General features: G+C 52.6%; 25 protein-coding genes. 4 read left to right on the top strand and 21 right to left on the bottom strand.

Annotated features, from left to right (window positions below):
* Positions 1–259 precede the first annotated feature (259 nt).
* From glpK to RJP21_RS20400, 19 genes are all read right to left on the bottom strand, one after another.
* Positions 260–1,750 (bottom strand): glycerol kinase GlpK, encoded by a 1,491-nt coding sequence (glpK, locus tag RJP21_RS20490; protein ID WP_310860956.1) that lies wholly within the window; start codon positions 1,748–1,750, stop codon positions 260–262.
* Between the two features lie 501 nt (positions 1,751–2,251).
* Positions 2,252–2,968 (bottom strand): glycoside hydrolase family 73 protein, encoded by a 717-nt coding sequence (locus RJP21_RS20485; protein ID WP_310860955.1) that lies wholly within the window; start codon positions 2,966–2,968, stop codon positions 2,252–2,254.
* Between the two features lie 50 nt (positions 2,969–3,018).
* Complete coding sequence (locus tag RJP21_RS20480) at positions 3,019–3,303, bottom strand: phage holin family protein (protein ID WP_310860954.1); 285 nt, start codon at positions 3,301–3,303, stop codon at positions 3,019–3,021.
* Positions 3,304–3,324: 21 nt separating this feature from the next.
* Positions 3,325–3,603 carry a hypothetical protein gene (locus RJP21_RS20475; protein WP_310860953.1) on the bottom strand — a complete coding sequence of 93 codons (279 nt, stop codon included), beginning with the start codon at positions 3,601–3,603 and terminating at the stop codon, positions 3,325–3,327.
* Positions 3,604–3,763: 160 nt separating this feature from the next.
* A complete protein-coding gene (locus RJP21_RS31480) occupies positions 3,764–5,140 on the bottom strand; it encodes a tail fiber protein (RefSeq protein WP_310860952.1) in 1,377 nt (458 codons plus the stop codon).
* Between the two features lies 1 nt (position 5,141).
* Positions 5,142–5,708: a YmfQ family protein gene (locus RJP21_RS20465; RefSeq protein ID WP_310860951.1), complete on the bottom strand. Its 567-nt coding sequence runs from the start codon at positions 5,706–5,708 to the stop codon at positions 5,142–5,144.
* Positions 5,701–6,819 (bottom strand): baseplate J/gp47 family protein, encoded by a 1,119-nt coding sequence (locus RJP21_RS20460; RefSeq protein ID WP_310860950.1) that lies wholly within the window; start codon positions 6,817–6,819, stop codon positions 5,701–5,703. The genes RJP21_RS20465 and RJP21_RS20460 overlap by 8 nt, the downstream gene beginning before the upstream one ends.
* Positions 6,819–7,274: a DUF2634 domain-containing protein gene (locus RJP21_RS20455; protein WP_310860949.1), complete on the bottom strand. Its 456-nt coding sequence runs from the start codon at positions 7,272–7,274 to the stop codon at positions 6,819–6,821. The genes RJP21_RS20460 and RJP21_RS20455 overlap by 1 nt, the downstream gene beginning before the upstream one ends.
* Positions 7,267–7,662, bottom strand: a complete 396-nt coding sequence (locus tag RJP21_RS20450) for a hypothetical protein (protein WP_310860948.1) — start codon at positions 7,660–7,662, stop codon at positions 7,267–7,269. Before RJP21_RS20450 ends, RJP21_RS20455 begins: the two co-directional genes overlap by 8 nt.
* Positions 7,655–8,632, bottom strand: a complete 978-nt coding sequence (locus tag RJP21_RS20445; RefSeq protein WP_310860947.1) for an XkdQ/YqbQ family protein — start codon at positions 8,630–8,632, stop codon at positions 7,655–7,657. Before RJP21_RS20445 ends, RJP21_RS20450 begins: the two co-directional genes overlap by 8 nt.
* Positions 8,629–9,279: a LysM peptidoglycan-binding domain-containing protein gene (locus tag RJP21_RS20440; protein WP_310860946.1), complete on the bottom strand. Its 651-nt coding sequence runs from the start codon at positions 9,277–9,279 to the stop codon at positions 8,629–8,631. The genes RJP21_RS20445 and RJP21_RS20440 overlap by 4 nt, the downstream gene beginning before the upstream one ends.
* 60 nt (positions 9,280–9,339) lie before the next feature.
* Entirely contained in the window at positions 9,340–11,088 is a 1,749-nt protein-coding gene (locus RJP21_RS20435; RefSeq protein WP_310860945.1) for a hypothetical protein, read from the bottom strand.
* A gap of 15 nt (positions 11,089–11,103) precedes the next feature.
* Positions 11,104–11,241 (bottom strand): hypothetical protein, encoded by a 138-nt coding sequence (locus RJP21_RS20430; RefSeq protein WP_201452216.1) that lies wholly within the window; start codon positions 11,239–11,241, stop codon positions 11,104–11,106.
* 23 nt (positions 11,242–11,264) lie between these two features.
* Positions 11,265–11,699: a phage tail assembly chaperone gene (locus RJP21_RS20425; protein ID WP_310860944.1), complete on the bottom strand. Its 435-nt coding sequence runs from the start codon at positions 11,697–11,699 to the stop codon at positions 11,265–11,267.
* A gap of 35 nt (positions 11,700–11,734) precedes the next feature.
* The gene (locus RJP21_RS20420) at positions 11,735–12,142 is read right to left on the bottom strand and encodes a phage tail tube protein (RefSeq protein ID WP_310860943.1); all 408 of its coding nucleotides are present in this window, start codon (positions 12,140–12,142) and stop codon (positions 11,735–11,737) included.
* 86 nt (positions 12,143–12,228) lie between these two features.
* Positions 12,229–13,695, bottom strand: coding sequence for a phage tail sheath family protein (locus RJP21_RS20415; RefSeq protein WP_310860942.1), 1,467 nt, complete (start codon positions 13,693–13,695; stop codon positions 12,229–12,231).
* A 2-nt stretch (positions 13,696–13,697) separates the two neighbouring features.
* On the bottom strand, positions 13,698–13,904 hold the full coding sequence (locus RJP21_RS20410) for a YqzN/YkzM domain-containing protein (protein ID WP_160044244.1): 207 nt from the start codon (positions 13,902–13,904) through the stop codon (positions 13,698–13,700).
* Positions 13,905–13,916: 12 nt separating this feature from the next.
* Entirely contained in the window at positions 13,917–14,756 is an 840-nt protein-coding gene (locus tag RJP21_RS20405; RefSeq protein WP_310860941.1) for a hypothetical protein, read from the bottom strand.
* Positions 14,757–15,104: 348 nt separating this feature from the next.
* A complete protein-coding gene (locus RJP21_RS20400; RefSeq protein ID WP_160044242.1) occupies positions 15,105–15,587 on the bottom strand; it encodes an ArpU family phage packaging/lysis transcriptional regulator in 483 nt (160 codons plus the stop codon).
* Between the two features lie 313 nt (positions 15,588–15,900).
* On the opposite strand from RJP21_RS20400, the gene RJP21_RS20395 reads away from it, so the two are divergent.
* Both RJP21_RS20395 and RJP21_RS20390 read left to right on the top strand, forming a co-directional pair.
* Positions 15,901–16,353, top strand: coding sequence for a helix-turn-helix domain-containing protein (locus RJP21_RS20395; RefSeq protein ID WP_310860940.1), 453 nt, complete (start codon positions 15,901–15,903; stop codon positions 16,351–16,353).
* 48 nt (positions 16,354–16,401) lie between these two features.
* A complete protein-coding gene (locus RJP21_RS20390; RefSeq protein WP_397386249.1) occupies positions 16,402–16,830 on the top strand; it encodes an ImmA/IrrE family metallo-endopeptidase in 429 nt (142 codons plus the stop codon).
* A 121-nt stretch (positions 16,831–16,951) separates the two neighbouring features.
* On the opposite strand, the gene RJP21_RS20385 is transcribed toward RJP21_RS20390, so the two are convergent.
* Together RJP21_RS20385 and RJP21_RS20380 are read right to left on the bottom strand one after the other, a co-directional pair.
* Positions 16,952–18,106 carry a transglutaminase domain-containing protein gene (locus RJP21_RS20385; RefSeq protein WP_310860939.1) on the bottom strand — a complete coding sequence of 385 codons (1,155 nt, stop codon included), beginning with the start codon at positions 18,104–18,106 and terminating at the stop codon, positions 16,952–16,954.
* A gap of 49 nt (positions 18,107–18,155) precedes the next feature.
* Positions 18,156–18,608, bottom strand: coding sequence for a hypothetical protein (locus tag RJP21_RS20380; RefSeq protein WP_160044238.1), 453 nt, complete (start codon positions 18,606–18,608; stop codon positions 18,156–18,158).
* Between the two features lie 212 nt (positions 18,609–18,820).
* Here RJP21_RS20380 and RJP21_RS20375 point away from each other — a divergent pair, with 212 nt between their 5' ends.
* Together RJP21_RS20375 and RJP21_RS20370 are read left to right on the top strand one after the other, a co-directional pair.
* A complete protein-coding gene (locus tag RJP21_RS20375; RefSeq protein ID WP_310860938.1) occupies positions 18,821–19,987 on the top strand; it encodes an MFS transporter in 1,167 nt (388 codons plus the stop codon).
* A 461-nt stretch (positions 19,988–20,448) separates the two neighbouring features.
* Positions 20,449–20,799 carry a toprim domain-containing protein gene (locus RJP21_RS20370; RefSeq protein ID WP_160044236.1) on the top strand — a complete coding sequence of 117 codons (351 nt, stop codon included), beginning with the start codon at positions 20,449–20,451 and terminating at the stop codon, positions 20,797–20,799.
* The last annotated feature ends 13 nt before the right edge of the window (positions 20,800–20,812 follow it).

The raw sequence follows: 20,812 nt of genomic DNA, 5'->3' as shown, positions 1-20,812 counted from the left end.
TTGGCAAGCAGCTGAATTATATCGGGCCGGGAGCCGACGGAGTAATCGGCCGGGTTAAAAATCAAGTTAAGCTATGTGTGTCCCTTCCTTATGCTGAAATCGCAGGATTCTGAAAGCAAAAAGAGCCCGCCGTTTACGGGGCTCTCCTTCTGGATACCAGGTACAGGTAGATTCTTATTAGCCAACAAGACCGTGAGGATGAGTTTTTTTTCAGGACGGAACAACCCCGATCGATGCTCAAGACTCACCTGCAATCCTTCTATTTGAATGCCATGGCGGCGTGGACCGCTTTTTTCCATCCGGCATACAACTTGTCGCGTTCCTCTTCTCCCATCGCAGGCTCGAATTGGCGCTCCTTGGCCCACATTGCGGATATTTCCTCTTGGCTTTTCCAATAGCCGACCGCAAGTCCGGCCAAATAAGCCGCGCCGAGCGCCGTCGTTTCGTTGATGACCGGCCGTTCCACCGGCACGCCAAGCAGGTCGCTTTGGAACTGCATCAGGAAGTTGTTGTGCACGGCTCCGCCGTCCACGCGCAGCGTCCGCAGCTCGATGCCGGAATCTCCCTCCATCGCCGAGATCACATCCCGGGTCTGGTAAGCGAGCGACTCGAGCACCGCCCGGATAAAATGCTCTTTTGTCGTGCCGCGGGTCAAGCCGAACACCGCTCCGCGCACGTCGCTGTCCCAATATGGCGTACCGAGGCCGACGAACGCAGGCACGACATAAACGCCTTCCGTGCTTTCGACCCGATCCGCGTAATTTTCGCTTTCTTTGGAATCTTTGAGCATCCGCATGCCGTCCCGCAGCCACTGCACCGCCGATCCCGCCACAAAAATGCTGCCTTCCAGCGCATATTCCACGCGTCCGTTAATGCCCCAGGCGATGGTAGTCAGCAGCCCTTGCTCAGAGCGAACCGCGGTTTCGCCGGTATGTTTGAGCATAAAGCAGCCGGTGCCGTACGTATTTTTCGCCATCCCTTCGTCAAAACACGCCTGCCCGAACAAAGCCGCCTGCTGGTCGCCGGCCGCCCCGGCAATCGGTATCTCTTCCCCGAAAAAGTGGTGTTTCACCGTATGCCCGTAAACTTCGGAGGACGGACGAACCTCGGGCAGCATGGAGGTTGGCACGCCGAGAATTTCCAGCAGCTCATCGTCCCATTTTAATTCGTGGATGTTGTACATCAGCGTGCGGGAGGCGTTGGAATAGTCGGTGACATGCCGTTTGCCCCCGGTAAACTTCCAGATCAGCCAGGAGTCGATCGTGCCGAACAGGAGCTTGCCTTGCTCGGCTTTTTCACGGGCGCCTTCCACATGGTCGAGAATCCACTTGACCTTGGTTCCCGAAAAATAAGGGTCGATGAGCAGCCCGGTTTTTTCCCGGATCATATCGTTGTATCCCTTAGCTTTCAGTTCCTCGCATATGTCGCCCGTCTGCCGCGATTGCCATACGATTGCATTGTACACGGGCTCTTCCGTTTCCTTATCCCATACCACGGTCGTTTCCCGCTGGTTGGTGATGCCGATGCCTTCGATCTGCTCCGGCTTCACTCCCGATTCCGACAGTACCGACGCGATGACCGACAGAATCGACCCCCAAATTTCGTTGGCGTTATGCTCCACCCAGCCGGGCTGGGGAAAATGCTGCGTAATCTCCTTTTGCGCGATATGAACGATTTCGCCCGCTTTATTGAACAAAATCGCCCGCGAGCTCGTCGTCCCCTGATCCAATGACAATATGTATGTTTCCATCGTTTTCCCCCGTTTCGTTGGCATGTTGGATATTTTGTAAACGCTTTATTGTGAAAGTAAGATAAATTGTGCAAGTACGGACTTATTGTGAGTTTTGCCAGTGTTGGATGGCTTCCTACTACTTATGCTATTCGAAAACGGGGTGGTTTTGAAGGGGTATTTTTAAAATCTCAGTATAATGACATTTTCGGGAGGTTTTGAACGAGTCTGTTCCGCTGAATTCCCATTGATCGTCATCGATCGTAATTTTGTAACGGAAGAACCCGTCCGTTTTTGTGACCGACCAGCGAATCTTCCCCGCTTTACCCTGTTCTGCCCCGAAATAGGCCTTCAGGTGCGCTCGCCGTCCAGTTTTTCGGTCGAACCTCCATCATTGGAAAGTTCGGGTTTGCAAAAAAATAAAGCCAAGGATTGTCCTTAAGTCACATGTGCATGTGTCCATCGGAGATAACCCTTGGCATCGCATTAATTCCCTCCTGATCGCGTTTTGTATTCATCATCTTAAAAAAGCTTTAACCGCTGTAAAATGGCAAGCATCCGGTAGAAGTCATAACTCCCCTGATCGGGAGTATCTATATATCCGGCTGCTAAAGCCTTCTGAACTGCCGACTCTGCCCAGACCGGCGGGGCGGACATTTTGGCTTTTGCTTTCAATTGAGAGAGTTCCTCTTGCATATCCTCTACCCTTTTGGTCATGGCTTGAAGCTGTTTCTGAAGCTCTGCGTTTTGCATTCCTTTATCTCCTTTGGCATTTGCTTGGTTATCGTATTGCGGGAGATTGTTTTCTTCCATAATGGCGATCAGCTTAGCGGGATATTTGGGATCGGTGGCATAACCGCCTTTCCAGACCTCCTCGGCCGCTTTTTTGTAATCGGCGTGCAGGACGCCGTGGTATCGCGCAGGGTTATCGCGGGTCCCGTTCAAAAGCAGGTTCGAATGATCCGCGATCGACTCCGTCCATGAGTTATACTTCCGAAACGCTGCCGTCACCTTAACCGCTTTTCCCTGTACATATTCCGTTGTAGGCATCTCCACGCTCCCAGCGGGTCCTTTGCCCTTTATGCCGAACAAATTGTTCGCCTGCCGCGTCAGCCCGCTTGTCCCCCAATTCGATTCCAGAATGGCCTGGGCGATCGTCAGGGAGGCCGGAATGCCGCAGCGCCGCATGTCGGAAATGGCGCAGGGTACGATGGAAGAAATGAAATTATTTTTGTCCATGTTGATGAATGTCCTCCTATGAGGTTTGATGAATATTTTGAATTAGGGTGTTAAAACCAAAGCGATTTGTCCTCGTTTCCCTTTTTTCTGGCTTGTTTGACCAGTTGATTCCCGTAAACTGCAAAGGCTCCCGCCAAAATGCCTTGGATAATGGGCTCGGGTCCGAAACCAAGAAGCCAGATGGTTAGCAAGACTGCTGCCAGTGTAACAACGTATACGATGCACCAGTCCGGAATGCGGGGAGTCCGTTTGAGAATGTATCCGATAACCCAACATAAGGCGATAACAATCATGAGTTTGGGATCAATCAGGTTGTAGATGGTGTTCCAATCCATATCGATTCCTCCTATAATGTTCTATTCCTCAAGTCGATCAAGCCGTCGATGTGCTTGTTTGGCCGATTCCTCAACCCGGGTCACGCGTTCTGACAATCCATCAACCCGCTGACCCTGCATTCGCATATCTACCCGAATATCATCGACCCCGCGTTTGATGTATTCGACATCGGTGTGCAAAGATGCGCCAGCACCGGCCTCTTGCGCAATATCTTTTTTAACCGTTCGGGCTCTTCCGAGCCATCCAAGTACAGTTCCGCTGATTCCGGTTAATAATGCCACAATTGCTCCCCATTCCATCCCTTTCCTCCCCTTAGATATAAATTTGCCTCCGAGTTCCGGAGAAATTGAAAAAAGCGCTCCGTATCCGGAACGCTTGATGTAGTCTTGTACCCTGTGCAGTCAGCTTTCATTGATTAACTTCTAACCCAATACAAATAACCAAGATAAACCTTGATATCTATCCATAATAAACGTTCATGTCGCTATTTGTAAAAGTAGCTGTTGCAGCTTCAGCGTTATTTAAAATAACAAGGTTAATAGGTTTATCAAATCTAAATCCAGTTGGTATTGTCGGAGAAAAAAGCTCCCCCCCATTCCTATTTAAGTATGATACAGTCCCATTAATACGATTTATGATAATGTTTATAACACCTTCAGTTGCTGTTCCTGTATACGCTAATTGAATTCTCCTTCTTTCTATATCTTGCAAGAATAGATAGACATATAACCCCCCTCCATCTTGTTGATTCAGATAAATAGTAAGCCCATCTGAAGTTGTTGCAGTAATTACAAGGTACTTTGAAAAATTGGGGAATTGGATAATATCCCTTAATTCTTTAGGTTGTATATAATGTCGTCCAGGTTGCATAAACTTCCATGTCATTGTTGGAATTGAATCAATACCTGCATTTAATTCTGGGAATGTAGCGACACTGCTAGCTTTAGAGACTATGCCGCCTTTGTCGCGGATGGATGTCTCTATGCCAGTCTTTCCATCAACGACAGATTGAAAAAGGTCGTCAGACCAAGGTCCCCATGAACCATTGTACATAATTCTCGTTCTATAAGATCCGGATTGAACAAACAGATCTCTGGCAATTTGTACAACCCATGAATCTGATGACATCGCTTGCACTTCGATATACCACCACGCTCCAGGCGCTGTTGTCGGAGCGTTTGCTATGTTCTCTCCTACATAAAAACCTGTAGAAGTTAAGTTATTTGCGTTGCCATTGTTGACATTGATGCAATGTCCGTTATCTTCAGTCAATTTTCTTTTTTGCCAAGGTGCGGAGCTATTGATCATCGTCAACCAAGGCCCCCACCCTAATTCAGGATAGTAGTTCCGTGTAAAAATTCGATTGTCGTTTGGGTTAAATACATACCATGTTTGATTTATGCCAGCGTGCCGACTAACTTTCACGTAACAAGCCTGCCAATCTGGTGTATTTTTAAAGGTTCCTACGTTAACATTTGCCGGACAGTAATATTCACCTTCTGTCATCAGGGTGTTCATATCTGTCCCATCAGGAAGTAGAATAGACTTTTTTATATAATTATTATCCACGTAAGTTTTTACTGTATCAGCATGATCATAAGCCGTCTTGACAGCCTTAGGAGTCGCTGCCATATTCTCAGACGTACTATTTGTAGCACTAGAAAGCTGTACGATCCCCTTCTCCGTCAAAGAAGCATCAGGAACTTTGATGTTCCCTACCGCCTCATCAATTTTATCCCAGTTGTCATTCAACATCGTTTTAATATTAAACGTCTCATTCCCATCAGCCACCGGATCTTTTTTCAACAAACCAAGATTAGGTGTGTTACTTGCCATTTTAAGCACCTCCTGCAAATTTGGATAAAGGCGTGTATTCCATTTGATTAAGGGTCATAATCCCTTCAATGTCTCGGATGAGCAGGTAACTGAATTCATACTTCACAGCCAGATGCGCGGGCTTAACTTCTTCGATCACTGATTTGAGATCCTCCAGATTCGGGGGAATCCCGATCGTATCAACGAATTTGATCGTAAAACCCCACTCGGCAGGTTGGAAAGAGACATCCACCTTGCCGCCGTCATAGGCTTCCGCAACGTTTTTGACCAGACGTCCGGAGAACTTACCCGCTCCGCGGAGCTTTGATTCTACTAAGGAACGCCGCTGTTCAATCGGTTTAGTGCGATCGGTTTCGATTCCAAGCTCATACTCCCATCGATCTAGTCCCCATGTGGCCGTCCGGACAAAAAATTGATCGAGCGTTTCGTTCAGCGCCGTGTATAAGGCATCCATCTCCGTTCCTTTGGCATTCATATCAGCCTGCATGACCCGGGATGATTCGTAATAAGCAGGCAAATAGGAAAAAAGTTCAGCGCCTCTCGGACTAGTGATCGTAAAATCAGCCATTCAGCGTCACCGTCCCCAATACGGCCACCTGCCCGGGATTGATCTGAATATTGGCATCGGACTGGCCATTGACGGTAAGATTCGAGTAGTCGATAATCGGAGGAATATCCAGCAGCACTGCAGCGATCCGGGTATAACGAACGAGAGGATCTGCAAAAGCAAGCTGTCTAAGATACGCAGTAACCCCGTTCACTACCTGTTCCTTTACTTGTTCGATCGTTGCATCGGCCGCCAGCGTTAGCTGAACGGAGATGTTGATGGGAACCTCCTCTGCCGCCATCACGGTGACGATCGGTCCGGCCGGTGCTTGCCCTTCCCCTTGGCCGTCCATCGTCGGGTCAATATAATTTTGGGCTGCCTGTACAATCGCCGGATTTGCGGCACGTTTATCCATATCCAGCAAATAAATGCCGACCGTCCCCGGCCCTTTCCAGAGGGGTTTCACCTGAACCCCGCCTACGCCGGCGACTTCATTCGCCCATTGAATGTATTGGGCTTTGTTGCCGCTTGTCCCCTGGTTGCGAACCCGGGTGTAAAAGCGCTCCAGCAAAGATTCATCGGACTCCACATCCGCGCCGCCTTTGATGGCTTCCGGATTTGTCACCGACACTACGCCGGTAACCGGTGCCGAGATGATTTCGATGACGCCCGCGGGCACATTGCCGGCTTTGCCAGGCACAACCGCTGTCACCTGAGCGATCCCTTCGCCGTTGCCGTCCAGCGTTACTTCCGCAGTCGTTTTGTATTCGATGCTTGGTTCCCCGGAAATTTCGTCAGCCGGCGTGGCGACTACGATTCCGGAAGGGATCTGCTTTCCGGGCGTCCCCTTAAACCTAATCGTTCCGGTAGCGGCAACCGCTTGACGGCGCGTTACCCCATGCTCTTCCGCCCGCATATCCAAATATTCTCCGAATGTAGTCCGGGCAAAACCTCGATCCAGCACTTGCTGCGCCCAAATCGCCGCCTCAGACAACATAAACGCCACGGGCGCCTGTGCGTCCCAAATAAAAGAGCCCTCGGATTTATCGATATCCGCGGGCACCCGGTTCAGCATGCGCTGCATAATTTCGTCTTCGGTTTGATCTTGCAAATAAAGCGGCAAATCCGCCATTATTCCACACTCCCTTCCAATACGGCTTCTTCATCGCGGATATTCGTAATCCGGCAGGTAAAGCGGCAAGTCTCTCCTTCCCAGTCAAAAACAAACTGGTCCACGCTTTGCGTCCGCGCATCCGCGAGCAGCGTTTCGGAGACCATACGCCGGATTTCGCTTTCCTGAATCGACCGACCGCCGCTGCCGATCAGTTCCTCCAGCTCGCTGCCATAATCCCGGGAGTAGATGAGATGGCGGTAACGAGGCGTCCGGACCGCTTTTTCGCACCAGAGCACCCAAGCTTCCTTTTCATCGGCAGTGGCCATTTTACGGGTCGGCGACATGACAAATTCACCTGCTTTAAAATCGAACTTCCAGCTGCGGCCAAACACAACCCCGCTTCCTTCATACGTCTCCGGTTCCGTCGCGTCCTCCCAGACCATGTCCTCCGTCTCCGGGAACAAATTAGCCATTTCCAGTCACCACCTTGCATACAACCACTACATCATTCCCTCCATTCACCCGGAGTGCGAGCACTCGGTCACCAGGCTTTAGGGCCAAGCTAAGACGAGCGTCTTCGATTTCGGTTTCATTCGAAAAAGACTCCTGCTGCTTATTGCCCCCTGCCGATCGTTCGTCCAGCATCGTTGTCCCTGTCAAGACAGAACTTGGAACAGACAACACGCCCGGCAGCTCCGCGACCATAAAATCCTGAAACTCGTGTTTAAAATCATCCAGCTTCAACCCCGTTCCGGTGATCGTGCCGAGGACAGCCCCCACGCCACCGAGTGCCTGCCTCGTGTGTTTGCCGACGGAAGAATAAAGCGCTGACGCCAGCTGGCCGTAAGGATCTTTATTCAAGGTAAAACCTCCTTTTCACGTCATCGTAGGTGCCGAGCTCCAACGACATGCTTCCCGGATTCCCCAGCTCACGGCTGACCGAAATAACGATCAGCTTCATGCTGCCCAGCATAACGGCATCCCCGGCACGGATCGTATTGATGTCGGGCGCGTTAACGGAAATCGTCTGCGAGATTCCACGCAGTTTGCTTTTGGCCAACTCTTTCGCCGCTGCTTGCGATTTGACCTCATCGTCCTGAACTATTGCCTGAAGCTGGCCGTATTTGTCGATGTCCTTCTTGGCGATCGCCATCACTTTGGACGGAACCTCTTGCCCGGATTCGCTGGCGGCCGTTGCAAGCACCTTCACCTGCGTGGCGGCTCCTTCCAACGTCCGGGATTGGGTCGTATCCGTCACATGTTCAAGAACGTACACCTCCGGGTTGGTCCCAAGCTCATACAACTCCAGCCCGGATGAAATCATCCGCGGATGGTACAGCTTGCCCCCGGCTTTGGCCGTCTCCCTTAGATCGGCGAACATGCTGGCATAGATCGACTGCGTGCGGTATACGGAACGTCCCAGCTCTTTTTTGGTATCCGGCAGCTTTGCGATTTTTAAATTCCAGTCGGAAGCATATTTTTTAAAACGCTGCGATGCGGTTTGTTTCGCCGGAAACAGATATTCGTCTTCGGACTTGTCCAAATAAATCGTACGGTCATAAATAGTCAACGTCATCCGTTTGATCCCGTTATTCGAGGTTTCCGCCTCCCATACCACGCCGGGGTTCAAAAGCGGAACATAATCTGTTTTTCCGTAAGGAACGCCGCTGATCCGAATAGACATGCCGGGCGAGATGGGCGGCATATCCGGTGTAACCACCATATTAACCGTCCCCTGGTACGCAACCTGCTCAAGCGAGTCCCGCAGATTGATAGCCTCCACCAGCGGAGTCAAATCGTATTTGTTTTGCAAAATCACCTTGTAGCTCATGGCAGCACCAGCTTCTGTCCGGGTTTGATCGCATTCTGGTTACTGCCGATGACCTTTTTGTTCAGCTGATAGATTTTGTTCCACGCCGAGCTGTTTCCCAGTTCCAACTTAGCGATTTTGGATAGGGAATCACCCGGTTTAACGACGTAGGTTTTGCTTTTTTCTTTCAGGTCGACGCGCGGCTTTTTGTTGGCAGTAGCTGTCTTTCCCTGGCTGCCGCCAGCCGTTTTTACCACCTTCAGTTCCCTCCAGGTCCGGAGCGTAATTTCAAAATATACGTCCCCGGGTTCTCCACCGCGAAACGTAGAATTATGCGAAGCCACAAATACCGGCACATTCACGGCTGTTTCCGAAATAATGAAACGCAATGGCGTCTTTAACGCCAAAAATTCATTCAGCTTATTCATCGCCGTCTGCGGATCAGGCAGATCGTCCTTGCTTCCCCGGCAAAAGGATTCATCGAATGTTTTAGGAAAAAAAGAGGCGAAGGAAATTTCCTTCACCTTATCCCCCTGCGGAAAATCAAATTCCCCGGATGACAAAATATTCACCGTATCCAGACCCTTTTGCCTTGAGATCGTAACCTCTTCCGGATTGACCGGAAATAGAAAATCTTTTCCTTTGCCGTCCCTCAGCAAAAATTCCATTGCTTCCGCCTTCCTCCTTTCAGCAAAAAATTAACCAGTGTACCACCCTGCAACCTCGCTTTAAGCAAGCGCCATAGACTGCGGTTTTCGATTTTGCGTCGCCTTCGCGAATTCCGCCCGCAAACGCTGGCCGACTTGCTGGATAATGCCCTCGACGTCGACCGGATATTCCTCGTGAACAGTGACTTGTACGGCGCCGGGCGGCAGGTTGTATTGGGTCGTTGTTTCGGTTTTCATGTCCCGCAAAAATCCCGACAATGTTGTCATTTGCTCCGGACTGATCTGGACAACCTGCGGCATTTTTCCGCCTGCCGAAGTAGCGTTGTTTGTCACTGCAGACTGCATGCGGGGGCCAGGTCCGGCCATGTTCGGGTTTTGTGGCGAAGCCATCCCCATACCCATATGATAACTTTGGTAGTACGGAAACGACGGAGGATAAGGCGGTAAGGACGGACCCTGAATCAGCGGAGCTGTATGCACTGCCGGTGGATTGCTCGGATTGTAAGGAGCATTCTGCAGTACAGGTTTCTTTTCTGGATTGTAAGGTGCAGTAATGACATCCGGTTTCTTTGAAACGTCCTCTTTCTCTTTTGGCTTATCCTTTTTGCCCAAAATATTTTTGGAAAACCAGTTTGAGATTTTTGGAGCGCTATCGGCTATAAAGCCGCCAATTTTCCCACCGACAAAATCTCCAACCGCACCTCCGACGGCCGAACCAATCGCCGTACCTACCACAGGAATGGGGATAAGCGATCCCACGGCACCGCCAAGTACTGAGCCAATCGTCCCTCCGGCTGCGGAACCGATGGCTTCGGCACGCTCTTTTCCCGGTTTGGCATTAGCGATGCTTACTGCATCCATAGCAACCGAGGCGATCCCCAGAGATCTTTTAAGCCCGCCTTTTAGCATCTTTCCGAGAACACCCGATCCGCTTCCGCCAACTTGGTTGGCGGTATTGCTAATGATGCCACTGCTGGCAGAGCTTGAACCACCGCCTGAGAAAAAACCCATGACGGAATCAGCAACACCGGTCCCTCCTTCGAGGGTGTCAGCTAATGATGAGGCAAGGTCGACTACTTTGCCCTTGTTTGTCCATAATTTCTTGACGGTATTTGTAACTTTCTCACGCCTGGTGTTCCCACTAATTGGATCTTGATCGTCCCAATTCTTTTTTAAATCTTTCCAACTATTCTTAGTATCTTTAACCCCTTTAACAGTAGATACCGCACTTGTGGTGAAGTCTACACCCGACTTAAACTTCTCCCAGAATGATTTTGGCTTTTCCTCCTCTTTTGCACCTGAAGCGCCTCCAATTTGGATAGAGCTTAATGCTTTGGCTAACTCGGAAAGATGCCCCGAGTTTGCATCTAGAAGTCGAGAATTTAAAGTCGACGCTAAGGAATTAAGATTCATAGCCTGAACAATCGGCGTAAAATCAGGAAAAACCAACACGATCTTCGGCATCGGCGGAGCTTTTAATGCAATTTTTTTGCCTTTGGTCTGCTCTTGTGTTCCCTTGTTATCATGCTTTTGTTTTGCCTTCTCATGTTTTACCTTCAACGTCACCGTCCCCGAAGCATTTACCACTTCCGACCGCACCCGCTGCAGCTTGCGCAGCAGGTTGTCCAGCCCCTTCGAGGCCCGGTCCTTCAGCACGATCTCCGGCGCCATGCGGGTGCGGCCAATGCGCAGCACACGCCCTTGGATACGCTCGAAGTAACGCTCCATGGCGCGCAGCTCGCGGTTCGCCTTGATGACGTTTTTCGGGTCGATGACCAGGTTCATCCGGTAATTCATCGTTTCAGCCATATATTTGTCACCTCCTCATCGGTCCAAAATTTGAGCTGCCAGGCGGTCCATCTCTTCTTCGGCAAAAGCGATCAGAAGCAGGCGTTCACCGCGCGGCAGCCGCCAGAAATCTCCGGGACGAAGGTGATGCCGTACCCACAGATGATACAGCATCGTCGTCATTCCCCCGGAGTGGATCAGTTTTTTAAGTCATCGATGTCGACCCCGAAGCCGGACAGCTCCAGCACTTTGTCGCCGACGGCGTCCAGTTCGCCTGCCAGCAGCATGCGGCGCACCGCCTGCTCCCCGCCGGACAGCTTCATCCGGCTCGTAATCCGCGGATCGCCCCAGCCGCTCAAGGACAAGCCTTTCACTTCCAGCTTTCTGGTCGCTTCCGCGATAAGCAAGGCGTTAAACGTCTCGCTGTCCACCTTTTCTTCCACCGAACCTTTCACGGTGCGGCGGATCATGCAGCGCTCGCGGATGCTGTCCACTTTGCTGGAGGTCAGTCCGTGCAGCACGATTTTCATATCCAAACGTTTGATGCGGACGGTCGCTTCCGGCAATTTTTCCGCAGCCTCAAACAGGCTGTCCAAAATTTGCTCTTCCGTCATCTGTTCATGCACGCTCATGTTTCATTCTCCTTTATCCCAAAATGTAAATTGCCTTAGTTGCCGACGATCGGGTCTACCAACTCATAACCTTCGAACGTAAATGGCGTCTCTTCCTGTACCTCTTCGCCGGCTGACCAGTTGGCGAGCTGGATTTTGTCCGGCATGCAGTTAATCAGGCGCACGCGCTCATGGCCGAAAGATTCCGGATCGTCGAGCTTGGAAATGATGTCGAACTTGGAGAAGCCTCGCTGGATCATGTCCGACGTGACTTTATAGCCGCTCATCGTGCCGCTGCCTTTTTTGGCGCCGTTTTTATGCACTTTCCAGTCCCGGCCGACCAGGTTCAGTTCCTTCTTCTCGACCTCGACGCTCGCTTCCAGCTTGTTAATATGCGTCTGCCACACCCCATCGATATAGGCCTGGCCATACGTCCCCATAATGACTCTCGAAGCATCCAACATAGTTTTTTTCCTCCTTGATATTTAAATGTTCATGAGATGATGGTTTTAGCCGCTGAATCGTTCAGCGGGCATTTTTGAAAAAATCCTTACTGCACGTAAAATGTTCCGAACAGCTGCTCCATTACGTCGGTCAGCTTTACGTTCCACTGCAGGAACACCTGATCCGGCTCCGGTTTGCTGACGGCGCTGTCGCCGTAGTATGCAGGGTCCAAAATGACGTCGTAGCCGTTTGGCTCGATGACGCTGCTTAAGGACAACTGGGCCAAATATTCCTTCACGGCGCCGATCAGCGCCAGACGGCCTTCCTCGGTGTTGTTCACTTTGCCGATATACGATTGCTCCGCGGCGCGCTGAAGATCGGCGTTAATCGCATCCATGACGCGAATGGAGCGGATTTTTTTCCAGGCGTTGTTCTGGCCTTCCGCAGGGGTTACCAAGCTGTTGATCCCGCGCAGCGCTTTGACCTGACGGCCGTCGAAAAAGAGCAGGAACACGCCGTTTTTCACCGCTTCCTCCTGCTCGGAGCGGGTCCAGCGGCGGGTCACGTCTTCAAACGGCGTCACCGCATACGTCGCGGACTGGTTCAGCCGCTGTCCGGCAATGAGGCCCGCAACGTAAGCCGCCGTTTGCGCGGAGCTGTAGTCGGTGCCGGCGAGGCGCACGCCAGTGCCGACATTGATGATGCCTTCGTGATTGAGCGCCAGCGAACGGGACGCAGCCAGCTTGACGGCATCTTTGGCCGTATCATCCGCAGCCGATCCGCCGAATACGGCCACGACACCCCGGCCTTCGCGGCGCATCCGTTTGATCCAGGCCGCGAAGCTTTGCAGGAGGGCCATATCGGCGGCGTAGTCGAGCGCCAGCACGTCGAAATCCTGGCCTTCCGCCGCTTCCTGCACGGCGATGTAATCGGCGTTCGTCAGCTTGCCGTTGCCGCTTGCGCCTCCCGTAAAAGCTGCGCCGCTGATGTCGGCAGGCGTTCCGCCTTGTCCAACCACTTTGGCCGTTACCCAGACGTTGCCGCCGTCCTTGTTGATTTGTTCGGCGATCGAAGCCGCCGTGCCGTCGGCTCCTTTATAGGTGCCAAGCAGTTTGGCGCCCTCGTACAGGCGAAGCTCCTTCGCGTTAGGCTCGCCGAGCGCCGGCTGCACCGTTACGGTGAAACCATTGCCGCGGCTTCCCGGATATTTGGCCTGCAGCTGCAGCACGTCCTGCGGCGTCGCATCCGCGTTTTGCAACGTCAGGCTTGCCTGCGCCGCCGTATCGTCGGCGAGACGGTACGCAACCAGCTTCTTCGGCCCGCCAAGCAGCGCAAGATACAGCGCCGGATAAGCCGTCGCGCCGTCAACGGCGTCCGTCGAATACACTTGCCCAATGGCCGTTTCGCTTCCGATTTCCACAAATTCGCGCACCGGTCCCCAGTTCGCTTTTACCGGCACAAGCACCGTGCCGCGGGAGCCGCCTTGGATCGCCGAAGCGGCCGCCGCCTTGAAATTCATATAAAGTCCCGGCAATACCGGTTTATTCGTGTTCTCCCATGTTCCGCCTGCCATAATTAATCCACCTTCGCTTTCATGAATTGTTCGATTTTTGCTTTTGCTTCCGCTACCGTAAACGTTTTGTCCTTTTCACCGTAAAAAGCGCCCGCCATAACTTCTTCCTTCACGTCAAACAAATCTTCGGCGCGGGCCGCCAGCTCCGAAACCTTGTAACGCGGCGCGCCGTCGGCGCTTCCGGTTTGTGCCGTCTTTTTAACAGCCATTTGCAAAACACCTCATTTCAACATCGGATGAATTTCTACCCTGCGGATGAGCGCCGCCTCCTCGGCCGGCCGCATCCGCCGCTGCACCAGCGTCAGCTTCACCTGCCCGTCCAAAAAAGCATCCGCGTTCAAATCGGCCGATGCTTCCGTCACGGACATGTACCTGCGCTGGTCGGTGCTAATGGGCAGCTGCACCTGGGTTCCCAGACCTTCCACGATCGACACGACCGCGCGCTGTTCATCGTCCGGATTGGGCGCCGTGATATGCCCTACGAAATGTTTGCGAACCTCGTAAAGCGAAGCTCCCGCCATTTTCGTCTCGCAACCGGCCATCCGCCACAGCACGGCTTGGTCATCCGGGCCGGGCGGCCATGCCGTCCGGTATACCGTCCAAGGTCCGCCCAACAGCTTCCCGGTCCATCCCGCCAACGCGCTTAACCATTCATCCGTGCCGGGATCCGAACCGCTCGATCCTTCTTCCGGAACGTACACGGCAAAACGCAGCGTTCGTACCGCTTTGCCTGTCGCAGGCTCCAGCCTCTCGGCTTCCCTTGCCCCGAGAAAATAGAGCGTAAACGGCGTTTCGTCGGGATGCGCCACGCGTTTGCGGTGCAGACCATGGATAAGCGACTCCGCCCACTGATCCGCTTGATCCAGGCCGGCAGCGCCGGCATAGAGCTTCAGCCGAACCACCTGCCGGTATCCCGCCCAGGCCGATTTCCAGATCTCTTCGCCAAAAGCGATCACGCCGCACGGCTCCGCGGCTCCGTCCGCCGGAGGCTGCACGTCGTACAGCCGATCTTTCAGCAGCGGGACAATCTCCCCAATCGCCTGCTTGAGTGCCGCCCTCATACCGGGGGCTGCCGCACCGTTAGGCTGTCGATGCTTGCAAGTTCAGCTTGCTTTTGCATTGCGGCTCCTCCTTTCTGCCAGCTATTCGCACCGGAAATGATCCAAGAGAAGATAACCGCCCATGAAAAAACCGGCCGCTTGGGCCGGTTCGTACTTCGACAGTTTTTGTCTTCGGTTGTTCTCTTGATTTCATTTCCGATGATACTATCTTACCTCCTTCAAACGGATGCGCTGACGGGGAATCGGACGGATTCAGTCGCACTGTCGGATGAAAAAAGTACGAATGTATGTTCTTATTTTTTCGAATGAAAAAACCACCGGCGAGTTAACTCCAGTGGTTTCGAAACATCATTTTTCATGGCATGCGACCGCTTTGCGCTTTTGCAGCCCGTCCAGCTTCAGCAGTCCCAAATCGGCAAAAGCCAGCGCCAGTTTGTAAAACGCCCGGGTCCGGATTTTCGTATACGTGTCCTTGCTGACCGGCGGATCCAAAATGTAATTGTACACTTTATAATCGAACACATCGTCCTGCTTCATGTACCGCTCGCGGATGATTAACCGTTCCCGTTCCCCAAGCCGGTCGACGACCGACTCGATCGTTTCGCAATACGCCCTGCGGGCCGCAGGCACGTCCACGTTGTAAACGGCGATTTGCGCCGTCTGGTCGGACGTAACGTTCGTCGGGCCGTGGAACCGTTCGGTGTATGACGCCGTCATGCTTGCTTCTCTTGCTTCGAACGTTATCGTTTTATAAATGCGGTATTTTTCAAATAAAGCCTCGATCGCGGTTTGCGTCTTGCGGCGGTCCAGTTCCGGCAAAAGTTGTTCCATAGGTATGCACTCCTTCATTAATAAAATAGTAAAAATTTGTGGCGTGTTCGTATTTTTGTTCGTATAATGATGTTAACATACCACTTTTTGGTACAAGGCGTAAACCGGCAAAATCGAAGAAAAAGGACGGTATTTCTTTATCGTCGATACCTTTTGGTATAAATTCCACCTTTTTCTTTACCTTTTGGCAACAACACGTTATAGTATGGATGGGAACGCAAGTTCCGATGATAAGGTCTGCAAAATAGATTGCACGAAAGCGGCAATTTTAGGTTTGCAGCGTCCTGAAGGATGCAAAGGAGTGGACATAACCGTGGAAAACGAATTTGGAACGCTATTAAGGAAGCTTCGCGAACAAAAAGGCATGTCGATCAACCAGCTGGCGGAAGCGGCGGGAATCAGCAACTCGCAAATATCGAGGATGGAAAACGGCGTGCGCGGCGTGCCGAAAGCCCCCACCATCCGCAAGCTCGCCGATGCGATGGGCGCTTCCTACGGAGAGCTGATGACGGCGGCGGGATATTTGGAGGGAACGAACGGGAGCTTCGCGCAGGAAGCCGCGCCAACGCCGGATTGGGCAACGTACAAGGACAAACGCGATTTTAAAAAGATGCTGGAAGAGGACGGCGAGCTGATGTTTGACGGGATTCCACTGGATGACGAGGACCGGCGGCGGATCAAGGACGTTCTTACCGGACTGTTCTGGGAAGCCAAGCAGATGAACAAAAGAAAGAAAAAACAAAGCGATTCGCCGGATGGAAAATAGCTCCTCCACACGCTGCCAGCCCTCGACTAAACGACAAAGCAGGTGAACATGGTGGACGAGATCATTCGAAAATTAACCCGCAAATACAAAACAAGCTGTCCCTTCGAGCTTGCGCGCGCGCTTGGCATACATATCCGTTATACCGACCTTGGCAAATCGACCAAAGGGCTGTATTACCGCAAGCTGCGAAGGCGGTTTATCGTCATACACAACCAGCTTTCTCCCGAATGGCAGCGATTCGTTTGCGCACATGAGCTTGGACATGATCGGCTGCATAAAGGGATTAACCGCTTTTTCCTGGAGGAGCACTCTTATTTCGCGCCGGGCAAGCTGGAGCGGCAGGCCAACCGGTTTGCCATCCTGCTGCTGACCGCCGGGATTACCGTCCGGCAGGAGGAAACCGCCCTGGATGTTTGCAGGCGCAGCGGCATTCCGCCGGAAATGCATCCGCTGCTTGAGGGCATGACTTTGAAGTGAATGCGTTCCCTTTCATGATCCGATTCGAGCCGAAACCGCTGCAAAAAAACATAAAAAGGAGCTGCCCGCGCCACTCATGGCTGAACGGTACAGCTCCTTATTTTTGGGGCGATTCCCCTGCTTACGAGAATACGCCGTCCCGGATATGCGTCGCCGCAAAATTCGGCGGATTAAACCAGTCGCCGCTTTTGGCCCATGTCGGATCCAGCGGCACCCATTTCTTTTGCCCGCTCAAATACACTTCGTTCCATGCATGCGGGCCGTAGCCGCCTTGTCCGTTATACCCCTGCCCGGTCACCACCCGGACCTGAAGTCCTTGCGAGCGGGCCATCATCGCATAGAGGCGGGCGTAATCGATGCACACCCCTTTTTTCGTATCGAACGTATCCTGCGGCGTCTGCTCATGCCAAATGCCTTTTTGCTCGTAATCGTCGACCTTGCCGTAATCGTACTGCACCCGGGTGCCGACCCAGTCATACAGCCGTCTGGCCTTTTCTTCGTCGGTTTTGGCGCCTTTGACGATTTCGGCGGCGGTCGCATCGATGTCGTCCGGAATCGCATGGTCGATAACCTCGTATTTGCGCTGCAAGATGCCGTTGAGTTCTTTTTCCACCGCTTTCGTAAATACCGGCAGCTTGTCCTTCACCAAATTGCCGGATAACGGCTCAATGACCCGTTTCGCGCCTTCCTGGTAAATCGGCGACGCCTCAACGTAACGGGTAAAAGAAGAGTCGGGATAAAGCGAAGCGAACACGAACAGCAGCGCCACGACGACGATGCATCGTCCCGCACCGATCAGCAGGCCGATCACGGCTCCCGCCAACCGGCTTAACAGCGATGCGGACTGGCGCGTGCCAGGGGCAAACAAAGCGTTTTTCCCGCCGAAAACAAGCACCGTCAGCCAGCGCATCAGCAAGCGGATGATACTGTAGCTGAGTATGAACAGTACGGCAAACCGCAGCAGCGGAAAATCGGCCATCGATGACATAAACGTGTAGTATATCTGCTCCCAGACGCTTAAATCGCGGTTTGGAATCGCGCTCGTATATTGCGTCAGCCACTCCTGCACTTTGGGTGATGCCCATAACGTAAACGGCACCGAGAGCACCAAGGCCACCAAAATAAAAACTCCCTCCCGCAGCAGGGAGAGGAGTCTTCCGGCCGAGCGGGACGCTCCCCGGCTCCAGCCTTGAAGCAGCGAAACCAGCATAACCGCCAGCAAAAAGATCGAAATCGCATTAAATTCCCGCAGACTTTGAATCCATGATTGCAGCATCAGACAACCTCCCTCCACGGCATGTCATGGCGCATAAAAGCCTGCCTTGTTATTTCGTAGTGACATTTCCGTTGTTCTTCGATTCGGCGATAAACGACTTCACCGTATCGCTGACCTTCCACTCCCCGAGTGAAACGCCGCGAAGCGATACCTCCACCTTGTCCTTCCCCTTCCGGCCTTTCATCTCCAGGTTCGGCGTCGTAATCGTAAAGTTCCCCGCCGTATCCGATGTATATTTCGCCTCTTTTGCTTCCTTCATCATGAGATTCGTGGCTTCGCTTTTGAGCGTGTCGACCGTTTCCGTCTTGACGTCATTCACCACGTCCTTGATTTTATCAAGGGAAACGCCGCTGTACACCACCAACGCCACGACGATAATGACGGCAATCGCCCATTTCACCATGGTCTTTACCAGATTCAGGACCACAAACAGCACAATGAGAGCAATAACGATAATCAGCCAGTTTTGCTGTAAGAAATCGGACCATACCTGCGTATTCATTCACATTCACTCCCATCAGCTAAAGCTTGATATCAGAATAAAGACTTTTTTATTATACATGATCGGAACATGGCCTGTCAGCCCACGACCTTATGCCCGTACGCGCTTTTGGTTCCGGCCTCCGCGCCCTTGAAAAATAAGGGTCTATTACGGGGCGTACAAGCGTAAAGGTATATTATGACTTGTCTTCCGTAAGAAAGGAGCTGCTCGAGGTGAAGACCGCGATTTGGCTGTACATGTTTTTGTTTCTCGCTTTTTTCGATCTCCATGCCCAGTACCCCATTTTAACGCCGTTTGCCATATCTCTCGGGGCAGCGCCCGTATTTATCGGCTGGATGATGGGCCTTTATGCCTTGACGCATCTGCCGGGCAACCTGATCGCGGGAACTGTGATCGACCGGCATGGCAGCCGGCGCTACATCATTTTCAGCCTCGTGTCGGCCGGAATCGTGCTGCTGCTGCAATCCTTCGTCCATTACCCTTGGCAGCTGCTTGTTCTCAGGTCCATCAGCGGGTTCGTGCTTGCCTTTCTTTCCCCCGCCTGCCTGGCGCTGCTCGCCTCGCTCTCTTCGGACAACGTGACGCAGGGCAAGTTCATGTCCGGCCACGGTGTCGTGCATACGCTCGCCTCCGTCGTTTCGCCTGCCGCGGGTGCGTTTATCGTAGCCAAAGCCGGGTATTCCGCTACCTTTCAAAGCCTCGGCTGGCTGCTGATCGCAACCGGCATCATGGCCGTGTTCAGCCTGCCGCGTACGCTGCAAAAAGCGGTTCGCCCTTCCGGACCAGCCGATGACGGAACGGCCGCACCCGTCCCGAAATTCCAGGTCCCCTGGCGCATATATATTCTGCCTTTTGTCATCTCATGCTCGCAGGGGATTCTCTTTTTCGAGCTCCCGCTGCGCGCGACCGGCATGGACGGCATCATGTCCACCGGCATTCTTTTTTCGGTGATGAGCATCGGCGCGCTGGTGACGCTGAGCATGCTTTTCCTCAACCGCTATTCTCCATACAAACGAGTACTGGGCGGCCTTTTTCTGCTCGCGGTTTGCTTCTACTGCCTCGCGGCCGTTCAGAAAATCCCGCTCAATGTCGCTTTGTTTATCCTGGGAACGGCCAAGGGGATCATTTTTCCCGCCATGGCCTCGCTGTTTATTCAACTAAGCGGCGGAAGCAAGCTGGGCCGGGTCTTTTCGCTCCAGTCCATCGCGATGTCGATCGGCTCCTTTATCGGACCGATTGCGGCCGGCCAGCTCCGCGACTTCGTTTCGCCTTATTTTATTGCCTTTATCCTGCTGATGGTCGGTCTCATGATGCTTCCGATTAGCCGCAAGCCCGGTTCCCTGCTGTATTCGAACGCAAACCAGACGCCTGCTTCATGAACGGCTGCCCGTTTGGGTAAAAACCTAAAACAAATGCGGATGGGCCACCGCACAAAACTTATGCCTTATACCCACATAAGATACATTGTGTCATGCGACATAAACGAGAGCGGGGTGATTTGGTATGGGTCATCATTTGGGACACTGCGGCTGCGGCCCCGTCGCACCGGCGGCGGTTGCTCCAGTAGCGGTTGCTCCAGTCGTGTCGCCATGTGTAGGCAGCAACGTTGGCGTGGTTCTGGTGCTCTTTATCTTGCTGGTAATCATTTTGCGCGCCTTTTGGTGCTAGTTTAACGACACTTAAATAGACGATCTGCCTGCCAAGGCCGGGTCGTCTTATTTTTTGCATGACGGTAATGAAAAGAGCTACACTAAGGGAAACCGGGATTCTTCCTTTTGTTCAACATTTCCCGGGGAATTTCGATAGGAGACGCCAACGTCTCTGCACCCGAGGTGAAATCATGGCCATTTATATTATCGTCGAAGGCAAAAACGACCGCAGCAAGCTGCGCCGCTTGCTTCAGGAGGAGGTCCGGATCGTATGCACCTTCGGTACGCTCAATTCCAACAAACTCGAAGCGCTGCGCAAAGAAATCAAAGATGAAGAAGTGTATCTCTTTATGGATAACGACAGCTCGGGCAAAAAAATCCGCGGCGTCCTCCGCGACGCGTTTCCCGATGCGGGTCATATTTACACGAGGCGCGGCTACCCGGGCGTCGAGGGAACGCCGGACGAATATTTGGTCGCCCAGCTCGAAAAAGCGGGACTGGAGGAATTCATCGTTTATCCCGCCCCGCCTCCAATTCCCTGACGAAAAAAAGCGC

This window comes from Paenibacillus sp. VCA1 (genome assembly GCF_031583795.1).
GTDB classification, from domain to species: Bacteria; Bacillota; Bacilli; order Paenibacillales; family Paenibacillaceae; genus Paenibacillus_AQ; species Paenibacillus_AQ albilobatus.
This window is presented reverse-complemented; position numbering and strand designations above follow the sequence as displayed.